We start from the raw sequence: 19,102 nt of genomic DNA, 5'->3' as shown, positions 1-19,102 counted from the left end.
AGCGCGCGCAGTGCGTGTGATTCGCTTTGCTGTTGTTCTATGCAGGTGAGACAAATAGATGTTCCGAGCGAAGCTCGGGCTATACGCTCATAGGAACACAATGCGCGGAGCTGAAGCTCACGCGATTTACATCAGGCAGTTCTGCGTTGTGCACCTTCCCGCAGGGTGCACAACGCAGGACCGCCAACTTGCAAACACACACGGGGGAGACCCCACGCGAAGGCTCGCCAAGCCTTCGAAAACCGCCGTAGCTCTATGCCTCTTAATGGGGGCTGGTAGGGCTGCAACGGGCGCTGCAATGGGACACCATTGCTTCGACCCACTCCGACGCATAACGGGCCAGGTAGCTTGTTTGCCGGCGACGTTGGGCGACACGGAAACGGGAGCTGTGGCAACACAGACGAACCCTGTTCAGCGTGAAGCAGTGTGAATCTGCATTGGGGGGTGTTCGGAAATGAACGGCACAACCCAGTCTCGGCAGGTAGGCTGATGAGGTCGCAGAAATGCGGCAGGGGCACGAGGGGAAACCTGGACTGCTCGGCACCACGCGGAAATGCGTGGGTCTCTAGATAGCTTAAGCCTGTAATTGCCAGTGAGAGTCTGGCATCCGAGTAAAGACCCTTGGATATGCGCCCCTGTGGCGTGATGAGCTGATGAAGGTTCGGGACGGTAACCCGATGCTATGGAACATCGTAGGGCGAAAGCGGCGACAGCCGTGAAGCGTATGCGACTCCTTGAACCTGAGGCTCCATATCTCAAATCGTGAGTCTGACACGATGAACTAACGTGGGAATCTCTGACGGCCAATTGACCAGGGTGGCACCTGGGACGGCGCAAGAGAGGGAGAGGCGGATAGTAGAGTCTGAGCGACAGACAAGACCTAATCAGTCGAGTCTGAAGCGAGCGTGCAAACGCACTCGAAAACTGCCAGCGGTTGAAATGTGTGTGCCCCGCAAGGGGATTTGAGCTTGGCGGCTCACTGCAAGTCGATAGCTGGAAGTGCTTGGCGGCACCGACAGCGAAAAGCCCATCGCTTGGCGGCAATGGGTCAGCAAAACGTGGAACGGACAAGGCGGCCTGGAACACTCGCGCGCCATGTGGACAAACAGCGTCAATAGGAGGAAACCTTCGAATCTCGCCCCCCAATTCTTTGGGGGGTTATCCCCATCTACCAGATGGATTCTCGCAGAAGTCTCGCGAGACACTAGGCTACGGGTCTGCTCTGCACGGCTTTCCCGCTCATCGCGGAAACAACGCCTGCCGAACCCCGTGCCGTGCAAACAATCTATCAAAGAACTCAGCAACACGCTGCTCTGCTTCGGGACCGACATGGGGTTTCTCAGAGAGATTCACGTCCCGGAACTCGTATCCACCAAAGCGGTACACCTCGTAGCCCATCAGCCTCAGCCGGCGGTCCTCTATCGCCATCTCGGCGTAGAGTTTCGCGTTCGCGATGTAATTCTGTGGAGAGCGCCTGTCTAGCACTCCGTAATGGTGACGCCCATCTATCTCGATGACGATGCGAACGCCGTGCTCAAGCATGAGAAGGAAGTCCATACGCTGCCGCGCCAAGAATTTCTCATCGCCTCGCTCGCGGAGTGTATATGGGTCATAGTGTAGGTAGACCTGGGGGACTAAAGCAGGCAACCTATCACCAAGCAATTTGGCAAATCGGTCGTAATAGCCACGAAAAATTGCATACTCCCCGGGGGAATTAGCGCCGATGACGGATTGCCGCAGGCGCCCGTACAACATCTTCGAGCCCTCGGCTGGGTCTACCGCTTGAGTCTCAGCGTACCAGTCGCGGAGGTCATTCCACAGCAGCATGCCCGAGCTCGGAAGCGGCCGGTCGTACACCAGCACTTTGTCGGCGTGCTTCGTGATTTCGACGTCGTTGTTCAATGCGTCACGAATGACCAGTTCAGGTTTCTCACCAGTCGATGCAAAAATTAGGTTCTTCATCGCGCCGGCGACGCCGGCCTCAGCACGAATAACTCTGTAGATAGGATATCCGGATTCGACCGCAGCTTGCTTCAGCACAAAACCGTCTCGCTTCAAGGCGTCACTAATAGCCCCGGCCAGCGTAGCCTGCTCCGCGTCGCGGCGGGTCATAGGATGGACAATTTTCTCGAGTAGCGCGAAGAAGCGAAACTGAGTGCACGTCAAGGCACCGCATTGAATGAGCATCTCCTCATTGGACAAATCCGGGTGACGAATGTAGTGCTGCTCTATCTGCGCCCTGACGCTCGAGTTGCCAAGCCGCAACGAGTCCCTCTCCTGTAACGCTGCAATGCCAAACACTTCTTCCAGGCATTCCATGACGGACGAATCACCGAACAGCGAGTCAAACCGGTTCAGGACCTTAAGGACGTCGCAACGAACAAGCTTGCTCACTCGATGCCGACTATGCTCAGTTAACTCCACTAGCGCCTCCCGAAGGTCTTCGCTCGGATATTCGCAAAGTACCTTGCCTGCAAGCTCGACTAGGCCATCCGCGCTCAAGTCGGCAATTCTCGCTAGAACATAGGACCTTTTGCTGGAGTGCGCCTCTGCCTCGTCATCTGGAGCAACGGACGCCTGAATGCCCAGATGCATGCACACCCGAGGAAGCTCATACGACTTGACGTCGTGCAGAACATTGGGAATCAGTGCCCTGATAGCCTCGAAAGAGGCTTCCGGGAGCTTGGCGCTCGACCCGGCCATGAAATATATCTCCAAGTTTTCGCGATGTAGATTGCCCCACCAGAGGGCTCACCGAAAGAAAGTAGGCCTACACTCTGGAGGAATAGCAATCGCTACAACGGGAGTCAAAGGCCTGATGGTATGCGCACGTAGCCCACTTCCCCAATGGCGACCAAAGGCGCAAGCCGAAGAACCACCGCGTGGTCAACAATTGCACGACAACTCGCCTCCTCCCCCGACCTCCAGGCTCGCAGGCCATCGTTTCGTCATGTCGGCCGTCGCCCCGACGCGAAGGTCCTTAATTGTTTCCCGCACTGCCGTTTGGGCAAGCAAAGCCCCCTTAATTGTTCTCCCCAATGCCGTTCGGGTGAGCAAAGCCCCCTTAATTGTTCTCCGAAATGCCGTTCGGGTGAGTCAACAATGGGCTCGCCCAATTCCGGGGGCCATTCTTGATAAATGCATGTGCAGAACAGCCGAGGGAGCCTTCGTAGTTCCACACCCTATGCGAAACTGCCACCTTAGAAAAATTCATAGATAACAATCACTTAAAAAGATTTTTTTCGGAAAATCCGCCCTTTTCGCGGGATTCTACGGTGGCGTGTCCGCATACGCCGAACAGGAATGGGGGATACAGCAAGTCGCGTGGGAGTTGGACTCAGCTACCTGGACAGCAGCTAAGCCCCCTAGTCTGATGCTGCAAGATGCAGAGGACTTGCTCAAAATGCGCCCAGTGCCGCAGCAACGTGTGAAAAGCCGCATGCAAGCAGCGCTAGATGCCCGGCATCTCACGTAGAAATCCGCGGCCCTGACACCACCAAATGGGCCAGCGCTCCTGAAAGTTGTAGACCTGCTTTACAAAGCTGGAGCGCGAAGGTTGCACCGTTAAAGCGCTTCCTCGCGCCGACGCGGAACGACTGCCTAGGTTTCCGAACATGGCTTTCATCTCCACTACGACGCTGGGCAACGAACAAGCCAAACTGGACTTCTTTGCTAGCGAGAAGCAAAAAGCAGGTCATTGATGCGCAGTACGGACGCATGCGACGGAATTTATGACAGCATTTCTGCGTAAACCGCAAACGTCACGGTCCGATGCCCCAAGAGCAGTTGAGCCCCTGCTGACTGTACGCATTATTGCAGTCAGCGGATATGAACACCTATGACGTCAGAGAACACGACGGTGCCGTTGCCATCAGATATCTTCACCTCCATAGTATGGATGCCACGAAATGAAGCATCGCGAGACCAACGGTACTTCTTAGGCAAACCACCTCGCGCACTCGTGCTCTGTTGAACATCAAATGTATTGCGCTCATCCGCAGTCATGCTTGCATTCTCTGCCTCTGCTCCGTAGTTTTTTCTAATCCACAAACAATTCAGTGGCGCACGCAGTCCGTCGAGAGCATGAGGAGCTATGGAAACCTCAAAGTGCAACTCGGAATCTTTATCCACACACCAAGCGACAGACGGGTAAGGTGTTAAGCCATGCTTTGTTTCAACAAACGCTTTGAATTCAATCCCCGGCCTGGACTTAAGCCCAGACGCCAAGCTCTGCCTCATACCGAGAGGAATCGGCAATATTTTTGCAAACTTATCGATATCTAATTCATGAATCTTGTAGTTTAGAGTCGTGCCATCCGCGAGCTGGTAATTTGGCCTCAAATAAGGAACATTCACAGGCTCCCCATTTTGAAGCTCCGTTTTTATGGCAGTAAATGCGTCGGAGAGGTCTAAATAGCTAACAAGGTTGTGACCTAGCATCGTCTTATCCTTAGATGCCATTGACTGCAATTTAGCAGCCACATCTACGTAAAAAGACGTGGCCGTGACCTCGGAGACGGCCGTATACCCGTATGAGGACCAAAGGACTTGGTCATCACCACCATAGTCGATGCCTATTCGGAATCCTATGTCGCTAGCATCGCAGCCTTGCCGAACAAGACCGGGGACAATGGCTTCCTTCATCAATAGACGCAACATAGCAGCGCAGTTCACCGCTGCCATGCAAGTACTTTCTCGGTCTTGTCCACTCCCTCCAAAATACGCCATTAGCGCATCGCCCATAAACCTATGAACATGCCCATCTAACGCACGAACAGTTTCAGAGGCAGCCCGTAAAATGCTATTTTTTATTACCCTAACCTTTTCAAGGTCATAAAGAAATGAGAGCCGGGTTGAATTCTTGATGTCTATAAAAACCGTTGTTATATAATGCAGCCTGGTTTCATCAGTTCCTTCAATCCACTGAAAATCAGGGTGCGCACCAATACTTCCTTCATTAAGTCCAGCCTTTCCAAACCAATCACGTATCGGCGCTTGAATTGCGTACTCACCCACATCCAACGCCAAATCGAAACCTTGATGCCTCCCACCCCCTTGAGCATTTGCTGATTTCTGCAGACTCTCTAGCGATAGGCTGCCCGAATCCGATGCGGTAATAGTTCTGGATTTTTTACTCTGCTTTTCATAAAGATAATCAAAACTAGAGCGAAACAAATCTTCTTTAGACATGGCCACGCCTTAGGGAAGTGTCAAGCATAGAAGCAGTATGGTCGCAAGACTTAGTGGCAATTGCGCTTTTACCAGAGTGGCAATTGATTTTTTCAACGACATCATTTTTTTAGATACTATGCTTGCCAACACAAACGCTTGGCATGCAAGGTCATCCACTATCTCAGCCTCAGAAATAGTATTAATTCGACTGACGTAGCCGTCCCTCCCTCCTTCCAGACTCGCTACATCACCAAAGAAAACTATAGACGGCTGCTCATGCTGAGCGCGTCCTGGGGGCGTCTGAGGGTTTAACGCAGCGTAGGCAAGCGACGCCGCATAGAACGTGGAGGCAATTGACAGGGCAGCCAAAATTAGAGCGGCCCACCAAATATCATCATGTGTTCTTTTGGCAGATAAATCTATCACCTTAAATACGACACCACCGATATATGCCATTGAGTACGACAAAATGACTGCAACCTTAGCATTCGCCGCGGCAATGTATCCGTCGTACCGCTTTATTATTTCAAACAAAAGCTTTTGTTGGCTCTCAGCCCGTTTCAATGCAATAGCAGCGTCTTCCACGACTCAACACCTCGACTATTTTGCGTTGGAGCAAAAATTTTATTAATACATCGCAGCACTTAAGCATGCTCCGAAGCGCCATTCGCACTGTAATTTACATATGGCAATAATTATGACGAGATATTGAAACCCTGGCAATGCCCGCGTGCCCGTCAAACCATTGGGAGAGGCTCAGCCGCCAGGCAAGTCTCAACACAAACAACCAAGACAGACGGAATCAGTGTCTTTATCACCTCAAAGGAAACCGCTGCGAGCTTGGTTGCTCGAGCCGACCATGAACGATGCCTCCACGTTTTGCTCTGTGCATTGCCACGACAGTCGCAAGCCCCAACAGAAACTGGCCTAATTCCTGTCGCAATAACAGCCGCTTCGGCAGGCGCCCGGAGACAGCGTGTGCTAAGCTTGAAGTCACCTCTTCTACACTACGCAGCTACACCTAGTTGTGTAGAAGTGGTAAATCTAGCCAGGAAAAGTCATAGCTTTTCGCTAAGATAGGGAATCCCACCCTCTCCGCCAGATAAATCAAGCGCTTAGCTTGCGGAAAGCCCGCCCTTACCGGCGGGCTTTTTGTCGTCTTGGTGGGGAAATTTCGGACCGTTGATGGACTCACTGGTCGGGCGCGCGATACGCAGCGCCGTGGCCGTGATGGCGTCCGCGGACGATGCCTCTACCCGGTAATTGGCACCGATCAGGGGCACGCCGCACTGCTGCTCCAGGACAGAGAGGATCGGCAACACCGTGAGGTCGATATGAATATCCCTGACACGCGTGCGCAATCGATGCCTTGATCGTAAATTAAGCCTCACCAACCCATTGGAAGCATTCGCCATCGAAATGGAGGGAGGGATTCACCTGGAGAAAAGACGATATGCGTAGACGGCCGGCGGCGGGCGCTTTGTTTCAGGGAAGACGAAGCAATACCGCCAGAACGTCGTGAGCCTGCAGCGCCTCGATGGATTCCAATATCGGAATGGCCAGGAGGAACAACAGCGCCTCGCGCACCGTCTTCTCCCAAGCTTCCAGCGAGATGGTCAGTCTCGCCGTGTTGCGCCAGTTGCCGAAGCGGGGCCCAAACCGCGGAGTACTACGGCAGTACTCCGCGAATGTATCGGGGAATTTTCGCTTCAGCACGGATTCCTCGTGGCGGATTACCAGGCTGAATACCGCGAACACGACCACGCCTAGAGCAAACGCCAACGCGACGCTACCCGATTGCGCCCCGATGCCGAACGCGCCGAGCAACGAAAACACGTACAAGGGATTCCTGGAAATCGAATAAGGCCCAAGCGCTATCAGTTCGCGGTTCTTGTTGCCGCCCAGGTAAAGTGAACACCAGCCACGACCGAGTATCGCAACGAAGATCATGAGCATCCCGACCACTTCGATGTTGTGATGCACGCTGCCGTCGATGTCCCAGGTGGACTGGAAGAAAAGCGCGGCAATCGCCGTGAGTACTCCCACGATCCAGAGAGAGAGCCGGCGGGCGTTCTGGATGCGTTCAAGTCTTGCGCTCACTGTACCGGTCGGCTGAGCAGTCTTGTTGACTATCAATTCCCTGATCCTTTCCTATAAGAATTCCTCTGGAAGTGTGCGGTAAGGTTTGTGGAATTTTCGTCAACCGCCTGGCCGGCCGTCCAAACCGCGTGCGCGCGGATCGATACAGGGAATTCAAAGCAAAAAAGCCCCTGACGCGCGTCAGAGGCTTTTCCTATCCGAGGCGCCGGATCAGAACTGGTACTTCACCTGCATATCCACGGTGCGGCCACGGCCGTAGTAGCAATAGAAGTCGCAACCGCTGATGTAGTTCTTGTCGGTCAGGTTGCGAACGTTCAGCTGCACCGACCAGTTGCGGTTGATCTCGTACAGACCCATCAGGTCGATCAGGGTGAAACTGCCGACCTTTTCGTCCGGGTAGTAGGTTTCATCCACGGTGGAGCCGTTATAGCGAATGCCGGCTGCCAACGTCAGGGCTTGCGAGCTGGGCAGCGTCAGGCGATGGCTGACCCAGGCGCTGGCCTGGTTCTTCGGGATCAGGGGTACACGCACCGTCTGGTCGGAACTCACGTCCTGGTGCGCATGGTTGTGCGTATAGGCCAGCTTCAGGTTGGTCGCCTTGCCGAGGCGCAGATCCGTGGACAACTCGATGCCCTGGTTCTTGCGCTTGCCGATCTGCGTCTGGATGTTGGTCGAATCCGCCGCCAGCGCATTCTTCTCTTCCAGATCGAAATACGCCAAGGTCACGGTGCCGTTGAGCCAATCCGGATTGAACTTCAGACCCACTTCACGCTGCTTGCCTTCATACGGCTTGTAGCCTTGGCCATAACCATCCGAACCCGCGATCGGCTGGAACGATTCGGTGTAGTTGAAGTAAGGCGACACGCCATAGTCGCTGATGTACATGGCGCCAAAATTATGGCTGTTGTGGCTGACGTCGTAATCGGCATTCGTGCCGGACGACAAGCTGTCACCCTCGGCCTTGTCGTGGCGGATGCCGCCAGTGAACAGCCAGTTGCTGCCCACTTTCACCTGCGAATTGAAATACGCGCCAAGCTGCCTGGTCTTCAGGTTATAAGGCGTCCCGCTGACGTCGAAAGGCTGGCCATAGACGGGGTTGAACATATCGATATTCGGAACGAAGCCGAAGCCGTTATTGTCCCCATCCGTCTTGGAATGCAGGTAGTCGAAGCCAATCGTGGGGATCCACTCGACGCTGCCCCAGCTGATCTTGCCCTTGACGCGGTTATCGATGTAGTTGTTGTTGGTGTCGCCATTGGTATAGCTATACCCACGCAACGCCTGGCGGTTGCCGTCCGAACCGTAGGCAAACGTGTTCTGCTGGTCGATGTCCAGGCGCGTGAACTTGTAGTTCTGCGTGAACTCCCAACCATCGGCGAATTCGTGGCGGAACAGCCAACCGGCGCTGACCTGCGTGCGCCGCAGGTAATCCGAATACGGTTCACCCAGGTTGGTGGTCCGACCGATATGGCCATAGGGCGTATCGATCAGGGAACCGTAGGCGGGCATGAAGCCGTTGGTCGGCGTGCCGTTTTCACGTTGGATGCTGGTCAGCAGCGTCAGGGAAGTACGGTCGCTGAAATCCACCGTGACGCTGGGCGCCAGGTAGAAAGTCTGCATATCGGTATGGCGCTGCTGCCCATCTTCCTCGCGCGCCAGTCCGACGACGCGGTAGTACACGGATCCGCTTTCGTTGGCGATGCCGTTGTAGTCGACGCTGAGGCCACGCCGGCTATTGGTACCCACCTCGGCGCCCAGGCTCAAGGCTTCTTCCTTGTGCGGCCGCTTGGTGACCAGGTTGACCACGCCACCCACCGCCGATGCGCCAAAGATGCTCGAATCGGCGCCCTTCACCACTTCCACCGACTCGACGCCAAATATCTCGGGTTTCCACACGAAAAAGCCGTTGGGCGTCGTGGGAGTACCGTCCAGCGACGTCGAAGCGTCGAAGCCGCGGATCTTGAACCAGTCGACCTTGTTGTCGCCGCCAAAGGGCTCGCTGACGATACCGGCCTGGTATTGCAAAGCCTGATCCAGCCTGCGCGCGCCCTTTTCCTGGATGGAATCCTGGCTGATGGTGAAGTTCGAGCCGGGAGACAGGAAGTCCAGGCTTTGCAAGGCGTCCACCGTCCCGACTACGGTCACTGCGCTCATCTCCTGCACGGGAGCAGCGGCAGGCGCTTGCTGGGCATGGACGGAGCAATTCAGGCCAAAGGCCCCCAGGATGGCCGCGTTGAGGGCGGTAAGGTAGGTGCGCATGAGATCGGGTTTCATAAAAATGAAAGGAAACTGGACCGAATGGTAATAGAACCTATTCTCATGCACAAACATTCTGTTTCCACATTGCGACATTTTCACCACAGGGGTAGATCAGGTGGGAAGTCTCACAACCCGATGTGTCGAATGCACAGATGACGGTCCAAGCAGCTCGGCGCGGGGCCGGTTGACTATCAACTCAAATGAATAGCGTAGCGGGCCCCGAACCTTGCGCCCTGTTCGGCTGGCTGGCACCGCGCTGGCTGCATCACGTGCAGGGCCCCTGACGTCGAACGCCCGGTAAACCGTCCAGTCATACGCCTCGTCAACCACCGGGTCGCTCTCACCCTCCGCCGGCAATCGCCTCGCGGGTCCGGGCAATGGCTGCGCCAAGGGGATCGGCTTCACCCAGCAGATCGAAGGTGCCGTTCAAGGCAAAGAAACAATGTCCGTGCACGGTGGCGAACACCGAGCGGGCCAGGTTCGCCCCTTCGGACTTGCGTGTGTCGGGCAGCGCAGCGATGACTTCCTCGATCAGGATATCGATCACACCGGCCAGCTTGTCCGCATAGAACGCCGGCAACGCGACGTCGGCCGGCAGGCGGAAGTCATATAAAGCAGCCCAGGCGTGCCGATGGCTGGCCGCGAAATCGAAGTAAACCGCGACGGCCTGCTCCAGTCGGTCCAATGGCGCCGCTGCTTTCGCTCCGTCCAGCTTCGCTTCCAGCGCCGCCCGCCACAAGTCCAAGGTCCGGCCGTTGATGGCCAATATCAGGCCATCGTAGTTGCCAAAGACGTTGTAAAGCGTGCCGACCGAATACCCGATGCGCTTGGCCACCTCGCGCGCCGAAAACCTGGCGAAGCCGACTTCGGACAACAAGGCGTGCCCCTCGGCGACGATCAGTTCGGCAAGTTCTTCGCGGGTGTGGTCGGATCGGCGGCTCATAGGACAGGCAAGACAGGGTAAAAACGGGCGCCAGATAAAAAGACGCGGCCACCCATTCCCACAAGATAAAGAGAAAATTGAACACTGTCCAATAATTTATTGATCACCGATCAAAATTTTATTGAACACTGATCAATTTCATGCCACCATGCACTCCGCAACTCAGAATCGGCGTCTCCCAGCAGAGATCCCGGAAGCACACAATACGCCCTTGCCGTCTTGAGGAAGAGAGCAAAATGTCCCCCTCCCCCCATTTCTCGTTGCTAGCCAAACGCCGTCTCGGCCCGCTCTTCGTCGTCCAGTTCCTGGGGGCCTTCAACGACAATCTGTTGAAGTACGCCCTGCTGTTCCTGGCCAACTTCGGTCTGTATGCCGCCGACCCGGCACGCGCCAAGATGCTGGCCACGGTCGCCACCGGGTTGTTCATTCTGCCCTACTTCCTGTTCTCCGCGCTGGCCGGACAATTGGCCGACCGCTACGACAAGGCCCGCCTGATCCGCTGGATCAAGGCCGCCGAGATTGCGATCATGGTACTGGCGCTGGCCGGTTTCTGGCTGCTGTCCGTGCCGCTGCTGCTGACGGCCCTGTTCTGCATGGGCCTGCACTCCACCCTGTTCGGCCCGGTCAAGTATTCGATACTGCCGCAACAACTGGCGGAAAACGAGATCATGGGCGGTACCGGCCTGATCGAGGCGGGTACCTTCCTCGCCATCCTCGCCGGGCAATTGCTGGCCGGGGTCATCTCCATCCATGACGCGGGCATCGTGCTGATCGCCCTGGCCGCGCTGGGCTTCGTCGCCAGCCTGGCCGTCCCCAAGGCCCCGCCCATCGGCACGCACCCGCCTATCGACTGGAACATTTTCAAGAGCACCTGGGAAATACTGTCCATCGCGCGGCGCACCCGTGGCGTGTGGCTGGCCATCCTGGGCATCAGCTGGCTGTTCGCGGCCGGCGCGGTCCTGGTCTCGCAATTCGCGCCGCTGGTCTCGGACAGGCTGGCTAGCTCGCAAGACGTGGCGACTATCTTCCTGATCGTCTTTTCGCTGGCGATCGCGGCCGGCTCCATCGTCGTCAACCGCCTGCAGAAAGGCGAGGTTTCCGCTCGCTACGTGCCGATTTCGGCGCTGGCGATGGCGCTGGGCCTCATCGACTTGTGGCTCTCCACCAGCGGCTTCGTGGCGCAGACCACCAACGCCACGGTGGGACAGTTCCTGGCGACGTCCGGCGCTATCCGCATACTGGTGGACCTGGCCGTCGTCGCCTTTGCCGGCGGCATGTTCGTCGTGCCTCTCTACGCCATCATGCAGGTCATGAGCCCGCCGGAGGAATGCTCGCGCGTCGTGGCCGCGAATAACATCGTCAACGCCGGCGTCACCGTCGTCGCCGTGCTCGTGGTCGCTGGACTGCTGGCGGCCAACGTCGACATTCCAGGCATTATCGGCGTGCTGGGCTGCGCCACGCTGGTCGTTGCCGTGGTCTCCATCTGGCTGCTGCCGGAGACCCTGTTCAAGGACGTGGTGCGCCTGATCCTGCGGGTGATCTACCGCGTGGAGGTCAAAGGGCTGGAAAACATGCCGCGACCGGGCGAACGCGCCGTCGTCGTGGTCAACCATATTTCATTGCTCGATGGCCTGCTGCTGGGCGCCTTCCTGCCCGGCAAGCCGACCTTCGCGGTCAACACCACCATCGCCCAATCCTGGTGGATCAAGCCCTTCCTTAAATTGTTCAAGGCCTTTCCCGTCGACCCGACCAATCCGATGTCGACCAAGGCGATGATCAAGACCGTGCGCGAAGGCAATACGCTGGTGATCTTCCCGGAAGGACGCATCACCGTCACCGGTGCGCTGATGAAGGTATTCGATGGCCCCGGCCTGGTCGCCGACAAGGCCGACGCGGCCATCATTCCCGTGCGCCTGGACGGCCCCCAATACACGCCGTTCAGCTACCTGAAGGGCAAGGTGCGGTCGCGCTGGTTCCCCAAGGTGACGCTGACCGTGCTGTCGCCGCGCCGCTTCCAGATAGAGGAAGGGCTGACCGCGCGCCAACACCGCGAAGCCGCCGGCCGCCGCCTCTATGACGAGATGAGCGACATGCTGTTCTCGACCTCGGGCACCCGTACCACCTTGTTCGACGCGCTGTGCGAAGCGCGGGTCGTCCATGGCGGCAAGGCGAAGGTCCTGGAAGACGTCAAGCGCAAGCCCTTGACCTACGACCGCCTTATCGTCGGCGCGCAACTCCTGGGCAAGCGCCTGGCGGCACACACCCAGGCAGGCGAGGCGGTGGGCATCCTGCTGCCGAACATCAACGGCGCGGTCGTCGCCTTCTTCGGCGCGCAGGCGAGCGGCCGGGTGCCGGCCATGCTCAATTTCACCGCCGGCCTGACCAATATGCGGTCGGCGTGCACCACGGCGCGGATACGCACCCTGGTCACCGCGCGCGCCTTCGTCGAACAGGCCAACCTGGGCGAAACGGTTGCCGCGCTGGAAAGCGACGGCGTGCGGGTGATGTGGCTGGAAGATCTGGCCGCCAGCATCGGCGGCATCGAGAAAACGTGGGCGATGTTGACGGCACGCCGCGCCGCCGCGCGCCACGCAAAACTGGCGATCAGTCCCGATGCGCCGGCGGCGATCCTGTTCACTTCCGGTTCGGAAGGCACCCCCAAAGCCGTCGTGCTGTCGCACCGCAACCTGCTGTCGAACTGCGCCCAACTTGCGTCCCGGGTCGACTACAACGCCAGCGATGTCATCTTGAACGCGCTGCCCATTTTCCACAGTTTCGGCCTGACCGGCGGCACGCTGCTGCCGCTGCTCAACGGCATACGCACCGTGATGTATCCCAGCCCGCTGCATTACAGCATGGTGCCGGCGCTGGCTTATGACGCCAACGCCACCGTGCTGTTCGGCACCGACACCTTCCTGGCGGGCTATGCGCGCATGGCACATGGCTACGACTTCTATTCGGTGCGCTATATCTTCGCCGGCGCCGAGAAGGTGCGCGCGGAAACCCATAAGGCCTATGCCGAAAAATTCGGCCTGCGCATCCTGGAAGGTTACGGCGCCACCGAATGCGCGCCGGTGATCGCGGTGAATACGCCCATGCATTTCCGCGTGGGAACGGTCGGACGTCTGCTGCCCGGTATCGAGACGCGGCTGGAAGCGGTTCCGGGCATCGATGAAGGACAGCGGCTGTTCGTGCGCGGTCCCAATGTCATGGCGGGCTATATGTTGGCCGATGCACCGGGCGTCTTGAAACCGCCAGTCGACGGTTGGCATGACACCGGCGATATCGTCAGCCTGGACAGCGCGGGCTTCATCACCATTCGCGGCCGCGCCAAGCGTTTTGCCAAGATCGGTGGCGAAATGATCAGCCTGCCCGCCGTCGAAAACAATGCCACCGCGTGCTGGCCGGGTTTTGAACACGCCGTGGTCACCCGTCCCGATCCCAAGAAAGGCGAAACCCTGGTGCTGTTCACCACGGCGCCCGAGGCCACCGCCAAGGCCTTGCAGCAATGGGGCCGCGCCCACGGCGCAACGGAGTTGATGACCCCGCGCGACATCCGTGTGCTGGACCGCCTGCCCGTCCTGGGTACCGGCAAGGTCGACTACGTCACGATGTCCGCCATGGCGGCGCAGGCGCCGGCCCTGGCCGACGCCGAGGAAACGGAGGCCGAGGAAGCGTAAAGCGCCTTGCCGCCATTGTCGGAAAAGCCCGGGATCCGCATGGTCCCGGGCAAAAGCATCGTCGAAATGGAGGATGGGCTTACAGCACACTCCCCGTTAGATTCCGTAACGGCAATCCCGCCGTTCAAGGAAAACGCAATCATGAAGGCAGCGACGTGGGCGAGACTTTCGGCGGTGTCCGGGCTTTCCTTGATGACTACCTGCTGCGTCGCCGCCATTTGCGATGCTGCCCTGGTCCAGTCGACGCAGCTGGAGCCGGCCAAATACCAGTTCCGCTTCGCCGTGCAGATGGATCATTGCCCCTTCGTCGCCTGCGAAACGACGATCAAGTACAAGGTCAACTATACGGAACTGCTGAACGGAGGCCGGATCGCGTTGGACCGGCGCTATCTTTTCTCCGCCCGCCTCAGCAACGGGCAAAAGCAGATCGACGATACCGTCACGGTAAGCGCCAGCCGCTTCGATCCCAGGGTGGAAGACCTGGAAATACTCGGGGTTTCCTGTTTGTAGGACGGGTCTATGAAACCGCCTACTGGCGCAGCCCCTCTGCCTGGATGTGCAACACGGTGTCCGTCTTGAAACCGTATTCCTTGCCAAACCCCACGCCATAGGCGTCGCGGTCGAAATGCCCGGTCGATTCCGTGCCGCAGACTTCCTTCTTCAATATTGGATTCTCGTAGCACTTGAAGGACAGGATATCCAGCGTCAAGGGATGCGTCACACCGTGCAGGGTGAATTCGCCGCGTGCGCTGACCGGTTTGCCGTCCTTGAAGCTGACATCCTGGCTTTTGAATGTGGCCGTGGGGAACTTGGCGACGTCGAAGAACATGTCCGAACGCAGATGCTTGTCCAGTTCGTCGTGGCCGATGTCGACAGACGCCATGTCGATGGTGACGTCTATGCTGCCCTTGCCGGCTTTTTCATCGAGCACCACGGTGCCGCTGGTTTTCTTGAACTTTCCGCGCCAGATGGATGCGCCGTTGAAGTGGTCGGCTTCGAAGCTGGGATACGTATGATCCGGGTCCAGTTGGTAAGTGACCGGCTCGGCATGCGCAAACGTGGTCATGGCGAACGCGCCCAGCAGGCTGGCATACAACTTCTTCATTTTGGCTCCCATCTACCAATCAGTCCGTCCCGCGGTCGCGGAGCCGCGCCGCGCCAAACTGACTCGTAGATTAACGCAAGCCCGCAAGGCTATTCGTCTTCAGTTTCCCGACCAGGCGGCTCGCCCAGCACGCGCTGGTTGCGGCGCTGTATCAATTCCAGGGTGGCATCCGTCGCACCCGGCCCAGGGACATACCGGATGTCACGGAGCGACAAGGCAGGCCCGTCCCCGGCATGCACGGTGATTCTCTCCACCGGCCGGCCAGTCCCGTCTTCCACCAGTTCCAGACGCTGCCTGCACGTCTCGTCCAACCAGTCGTCGCCCCACTGCTTCAATGTCACCAGGACCGGGAACAGCGCCTCGCCCTTGGGCGTCAGCCGGTAGCCCTCGGTATTCGCCCGTCCTTCCAAAGGGAAGCGTTCGACGATGCCCAATTCGATCAGCCGCTCGAAGCGCGAAGTCAGGACGTTGCGGGCGATGCCCAGATGACTCTGGAACTCGTCGAAGCGCGTCGTGCCCTGGGCGCATTCGCGCACGATGAGCAGGCTCCACCACTCGCCAACCTCTTCGAGGGCGCGGGCGATCGAGCAATTCATGCCAGTGAAGCGTTTTCGGTACATGGCGCTTTTTTACCACTCAAGGTTTCATGACACAACTTTCCATGACGATATAGTTGCTTCACGAAACTCTAATCGATATAGTTTCGTCACGCAACTTCCTGTGCGCAAGCACAAAGGATCTCTTTCATGGACCGCCGCCTTCTCATCCTCGCCCTGGGCATGTTTGCCTTGGGCACCGACAGTTTCGTCGTGGCCGGCATCCTGCCCCAGCTTGCCCACGCCTACGGGGTGAGCATCGGCGCTGCCGGGCAGATGACCACCGCCTACGCCATCACCTACGCCCTGCTGGCACCGACCATCGCCGCCCTGGCGGCCGCCGTCCCGCGCAAGCGGCTGATGCTGGCCGGACTATCCCTGTTCGTACTGGCCAACCTGGCCACGGCATTGGCGCCAACCCTGGGCGTGGCGCTGCTGACGCGGGTGCTCGCCGGCCTGGGCGCTGCCATGTTTTCTCCCACCGCCACCGGCGCGGGCACCATGCTGGTGCCGCCGCAACGCCGGGGCTATGCGCTGTCCATCATCATTGCGGGCCTGACCGCCGCCACGGCACTGGGATCCCCCATCGGTGCCTTGATCGGCGGCCTGGGAGACTGGCGCTGGACCATGGCCTTCGTTTCCCTGCTGGGCGCGGTGGCCGGCATCGGTGTCTGGACGCTGCTGCCGGAACTGCCGCTGCCGCCGGCCGTGACCTTGCGCCAACGGCTGGCCCCGCTGGCTGACCGCCGCGTCGGCCTGACCCTGATCACCACGCTGATCGCGATGAGCGGCATCTTCACCGTCTACACCTATTTTTCCGTCGTCTTCAATCAAGCCATAGGCGGCAGCACCGTCACACTGGGCGTGCTGCTGGTCATCTGGGGCGCGGCGGGCACCGCCACCAACCTGATCGCCGGCCGCCTGATCGACAGGGTGGGCTCGCGCAAGGTGTTGTTGACGATGTTGACGGTGCTCGTCATCGACATCGCCCTGCTCCCCTGGACCGCCGACAATCCCTGGACGGCGGCGCTGGCCATCGCGTTGTGGGGGGGTGCCGGTTGGGGGCTGCTGGTGCCGCAGCAACATCGGCTGGTCACGTTGGCGCCCAGCATCGCTCCGGTACTTTTGGGTCTGAACACGGCGTGTACCTACATCGGCGTGTCGGCGGCGGGCGTCATCGGCGCGGGCGCGATCGGCACCTTGGGTGTGCACTACCTGACCTACGTGGCAACCGCGCTGCTGGCGGCCTCGTTCATCCTGGCCGAACTCGCGGCACGTCGCATTGCGGCCGTGCACAGGGCGCATCCCGCGCCGATACCGGCTTCTGTGTGACCAGAGCCCGGGCGCGCCACGCGGCCCGGGTTCCGGACAAGCGCTCAGGCGATGTCGCCCAGGCGCTCCTGCACGGCACGGAACGAAGCGGCGAGCAACTGCTTGGCGCTCTCCTCCGCGGCAGCGGGCTCGCCAGCCTCGACAGCGTCCAGCAGTCTCTGCCAATCGCCCGCAGATTCACTGCGCCGCTGCGGTGTCTGGAAGCTGAGCGAGCGGCCTCGCACAGAGATCTTCCAAAGCACCTGATTGCCCAAGCCTTCGTACATCGCGGGCAATTGCTTCCAGCCGACGGCGTTGATCAGCAATTGCTGCGTTTCGATCGACGTCCTGGCGTAGACAGCGGGAGAAGTGGACGATTTATCGGCCATCTGGCGCAGACGCTCGATCTGCCGTCGCAACTGCGCCAACGTGGCCTCGTCGCGCGACTGTGCAACACGCCGTGCCGCCAGTCCTAGCAGTTGCGCGCGGATGCAGAAAATTTCCTCGATGCCGCTGGCGTCGATTTCGCGGACGCGGGCGCCAAACCGGGGCACCCGCTCGACCAGTCCCCGGCGCTCCAGCACACCGATGGCTTCACGCACCGTCGTGCGGCTGACGGCATAGCGGTCAGCCAGCGTTTCCTCTTTCAAGCGCTCCCCGGGCCCGACCACCCCGTTCTGTATGGACAACTCCACCTGATTGGCCATCTGTTCAGATAGGGATTTGGACCTGCGTCCCAATGGAAGCACGTCGTCCTCAACCAGCTTTGATGTTCGCGTCATAGGAAGGAATACGGGGCGGCGGCGTGGTGCCGGCATCATTGGAATAATGGTGCGCTAGTATATCGCCCGGGTTCAGCGGGCCACGCTTTGCACACCATGATGCCGCCATGCTCAATTGATTTGAATATTGGCCGAGTGGATCACCTTGCCCCACTTGGCCACCTCCGCGGCAATGAAAGCGTCGGTCTCGGCCGGACTGCGCGCGACCACTTCACCGCCCAGTTGCCCGAGCTGGGCGACGAAGTCCGGATCGGCGGAGACCTTCTTCAAGGCATCGCTGTATGCGCTGACGATCTTGTCCGGTGTACCGGCCGGCGCCAATAACGCGAACCAGCCGAGCACCTCGAAGTTCGGATACCCGCTTTCCGCAACGGTAGGCGTATCCGGCAGGAACTTAGATCGCGTCTTCGACGTGATGGCGAGCGGCCGCAGCGTTCCATCCTTGATATGCGGCAGCATCACGGCAATATTGTCGAACATCATCGGCACGCGTCCGCCGATCAGATCGGGCAAAGCCGCCGCGCTGCCCTTGTACGGGACGTGCATGATGTCCACGCCGGCCTCGATCTTGAACAGCTCGGCCGCCAGGTGTTGCCCCGTCCCAGGGCTGGCCGAGGCGAACTCCACTTTGCCCGGGTTCTGCTTGAGATACGCAACGAAGTCATGCAGATTTTGAGCCGCGATCTTGGGATTGACCACCAGCACATATGGCGTCACCGCCACCAGCCCGACGGCTCGGAAGCTCTTTACGGTGTCGAAGGGCTGATTGTTGTAGAGCGACGCATTGGTGGCGTGACTGCTCGGCGCGAACAGCAGGGTCTTGCCGTCGGCGTCCGCCTTGGCCACCATGGACGCCGCCAGGTTGCCGCTGGCGCCACCGCGGTTCTCGACCACGATGGACGTCTTCAGCCGCTCCGCCATCCGCTGCGCGACCAGCCGTGCGATGACATCCGTCGTGCCGCCTGGGGGGAATCCCACCATGAGGCGGATCGGCTGCTCTGCACGAACCTGGCCATACCAGAGCGGCAACATTGCACAGGCGATAAGCAGTACCGCCTTCCGTAGTGTCTTGATCATTGGTTGTCTCCTGATTTATAGGTTTTGATTTTTGCCGGCGACGCCGCCCCCGATACCGGCGTTCGTCCCGGACGCTG

14 protein-coding genes are annotated in these 19,102 nt (G+C 58.9%); 3 read left to right on the top strand and 11 right to left on the bottom strand.

Going from position 1 to position 19,102, the window contains the following annotated elements; translation table 11 throughout:
• Nucleotides 1-1,239: 1,239 nt before the first annotated feature.
• From CEY05_RS24020 to CEY05_RS23995, 7 genes are all read right to left on the bottom strand, one after another.
• On the bottom strand, nt 1,240-2,703 hold the full coding sequence (locus CEY05_RS24020; protein WP_088599769.1) for a hypothetical protein: 1,464 nt from the start codon (nt 2,701-2,703) through the stop codon (nt 1,240-1,242).
• A gap of 1,116 nt (nt 2,704-3,819) precedes the next feature.
• A complete protein-coding gene (locus CEY05_RS24015) occupies nt 3,820-5,190 on the bottom strand; it encodes an adenylate/guanylate cyclase domain-containing protein (protein ID WP_088599768.1) in 1,371 nt (456 codons plus the stop codon).
• A gap of 9 nt (nt 5,191-5,199) precedes the next feature.
• Nucleotides 5,200-5,757, bottom strand: a complete 558-nt coding sequence (locus CEY05_RS31060; protein WP_143220615.1) for a Pycsar system effector family protein — start codon at nt 5,755-5,757, stop codon at nt 5,200-5,202.
• Nucleotides 5,758-6,287: 530 nt separating this feature from the next.
• Nucleotides 6,288-6,533 carry a hypothetical protein gene (locus CEY05_RS24010; protein ID WP_088599767.1) on the bottom strand — a complete coding sequence of 82 codons (246 nt, stop codon included), beginning with the start codon at nt 6,531-6,533 and terminating at the stop codon, nt 6,288-6,290.
• Nucleotides 6,534-6,657: 124 nt separating this feature from the next.
• Complete coding sequence (locus tag CEY05_RS24005) at nt 6,658-7,308, bottom strand: isoprenylcysteine carboxylmethyltransferase family protein (RefSeq protein ID WP_088599766.1); 651 nt, start codon at nt 7,306-7,308, stop codon at nt 6,658-6,660.
• A 174-nt stretch (nt 7,309-7,482) separates the two neighbouring features.
• Nucleotides 7,483-9,531, bottom strand: a complete 2,049-nt coding sequence (locus CEY05_RS24000) for a TonB-dependent siderophore receptor (protein WP_088599859.1) — start codon at nt 9,529-9,531, stop codon at nt 7,483-7,485.
• Between the two features lie 340 nt (nt 9,532-9,871).
• Entirely contained in the window at nt 9,872-10,474 is a 603-nt protein-coding gene (locus tag CEY05_RS23995; protein WP_088599765.1) for a TetR/AcrR family transcriptional regulator, read from the bottom strand.
• Between the two features lie 236 nt (nt 10,475-10,710).
• Between CEY05_RS23995 and CEY05_RS23990 the strand changes: the two genes are divergently transcribed.
• Entirely contained in the window at nt 10,711-14,154 is a 3,444-nt protein-coding gene (locus CEY05_RS23990; RefSeq protein ID WP_198952885.1) for an acyl-[ACP]--phospholipid O-acyltransferase, read from the top strand.
• 6 nt (nt 14,155-14,160) lie between these two features.
• Nucleotides 14,161-14,664, top strand: a complete 504-nt coding sequence (locus tag CEY05_RS23985) for a hypothetical protein (protein ID WP_143220614.1) — start codon at nt 14,161-14,163, stop codon at nt 14,662-14,664.
• 19 nt (nt 14,665-14,683) lie between these two features.
• Here CEY05_RS23985 and CEY05_RS23980 read toward each other — a convergent pair whose 3' ends face one another.
• Both CEY05_RS23980 and CEY05_RS23975 read right to left on the bottom strand, forming a co-directional pair.
• Entirely contained in the window at nt 14,684-15,259 is a 576-nt protein-coding gene (locus CEY05_RS23980; RefSeq protein WP_088599762.1) for a YceI family protein, read from the bottom strand.
• A gap of 89 nt (nt 15,260-15,348) precedes the next feature.
• Nucleotides 15,349-15,879: a helix-turn-helix domain-containing protein gene (locus CEY05_RS23975; RefSeq protein WP_088599761.1), complete on the bottom strand. Its 531-nt coding sequence runs from the start codon at nt 15,877-15,879 to the stop codon at nt 15,349-15,351.
• Between the two features lie 126 nt (nt 15,880-16,005).
• Here CEY05_RS23975 and CEY05_RS23970 point away from each other — a divergent pair, with 126 nt between their 5' ends.
• Nucleotides 16,006-17,187: an MFS transporter gene (locus CEY05_RS23970; protein ID WP_088599760.1), complete on the top strand. Its 1,182-nt coding sequence runs from the start codon at nt 16,006-16,008 to the stop codon at nt 17,185-17,187.
• Nucleotides 17,188-17,231: 44 nt separating this feature from the next.
• Here CEY05_RS23970 and CEY05_RS23965 read toward each other — a convergent pair whose 3' ends face one another.
• Complete coding sequence (locus CEY05_RS23965) at nt 17,232-17,873, bottom strand: GntR family transcriptional regulator (RefSeq protein ID WP_233161686.1); 642 nt, start codon at nt 17,871-17,873, stop codon at nt 17,232-17,234.
• Nucleotides 17,874-18,059: 186 nt separating this feature from the next.
• Complete coding sequence (locus CEY05_RS23960; protein WP_088599758.1) at nt 18,060-19,025, bottom strand: tripartite tricarboxylate transporter substrate binding protein; 966 nt, start codon at nt 19,023-19,025, stop codon at nt 18,060-18,062.
• Between the last annotated feature and the right edge of the window lie 77 nt (nt 19,026-19,102).

The sequence above is a fragment of the Achromobacter sp. HZ34 genome (assembly GCF_002209485.1).
In the GTDB taxonomy this organism is placed as follows: domain Bacteria; phylum Pseudomonadota; class Gammaproteobacteria; order Burkholderiales; family Burkholderiaceae_B; genus Bordetella_C.
This window is presented reverse-complemented; position numbering and strand designations above follow the sequence as displayed.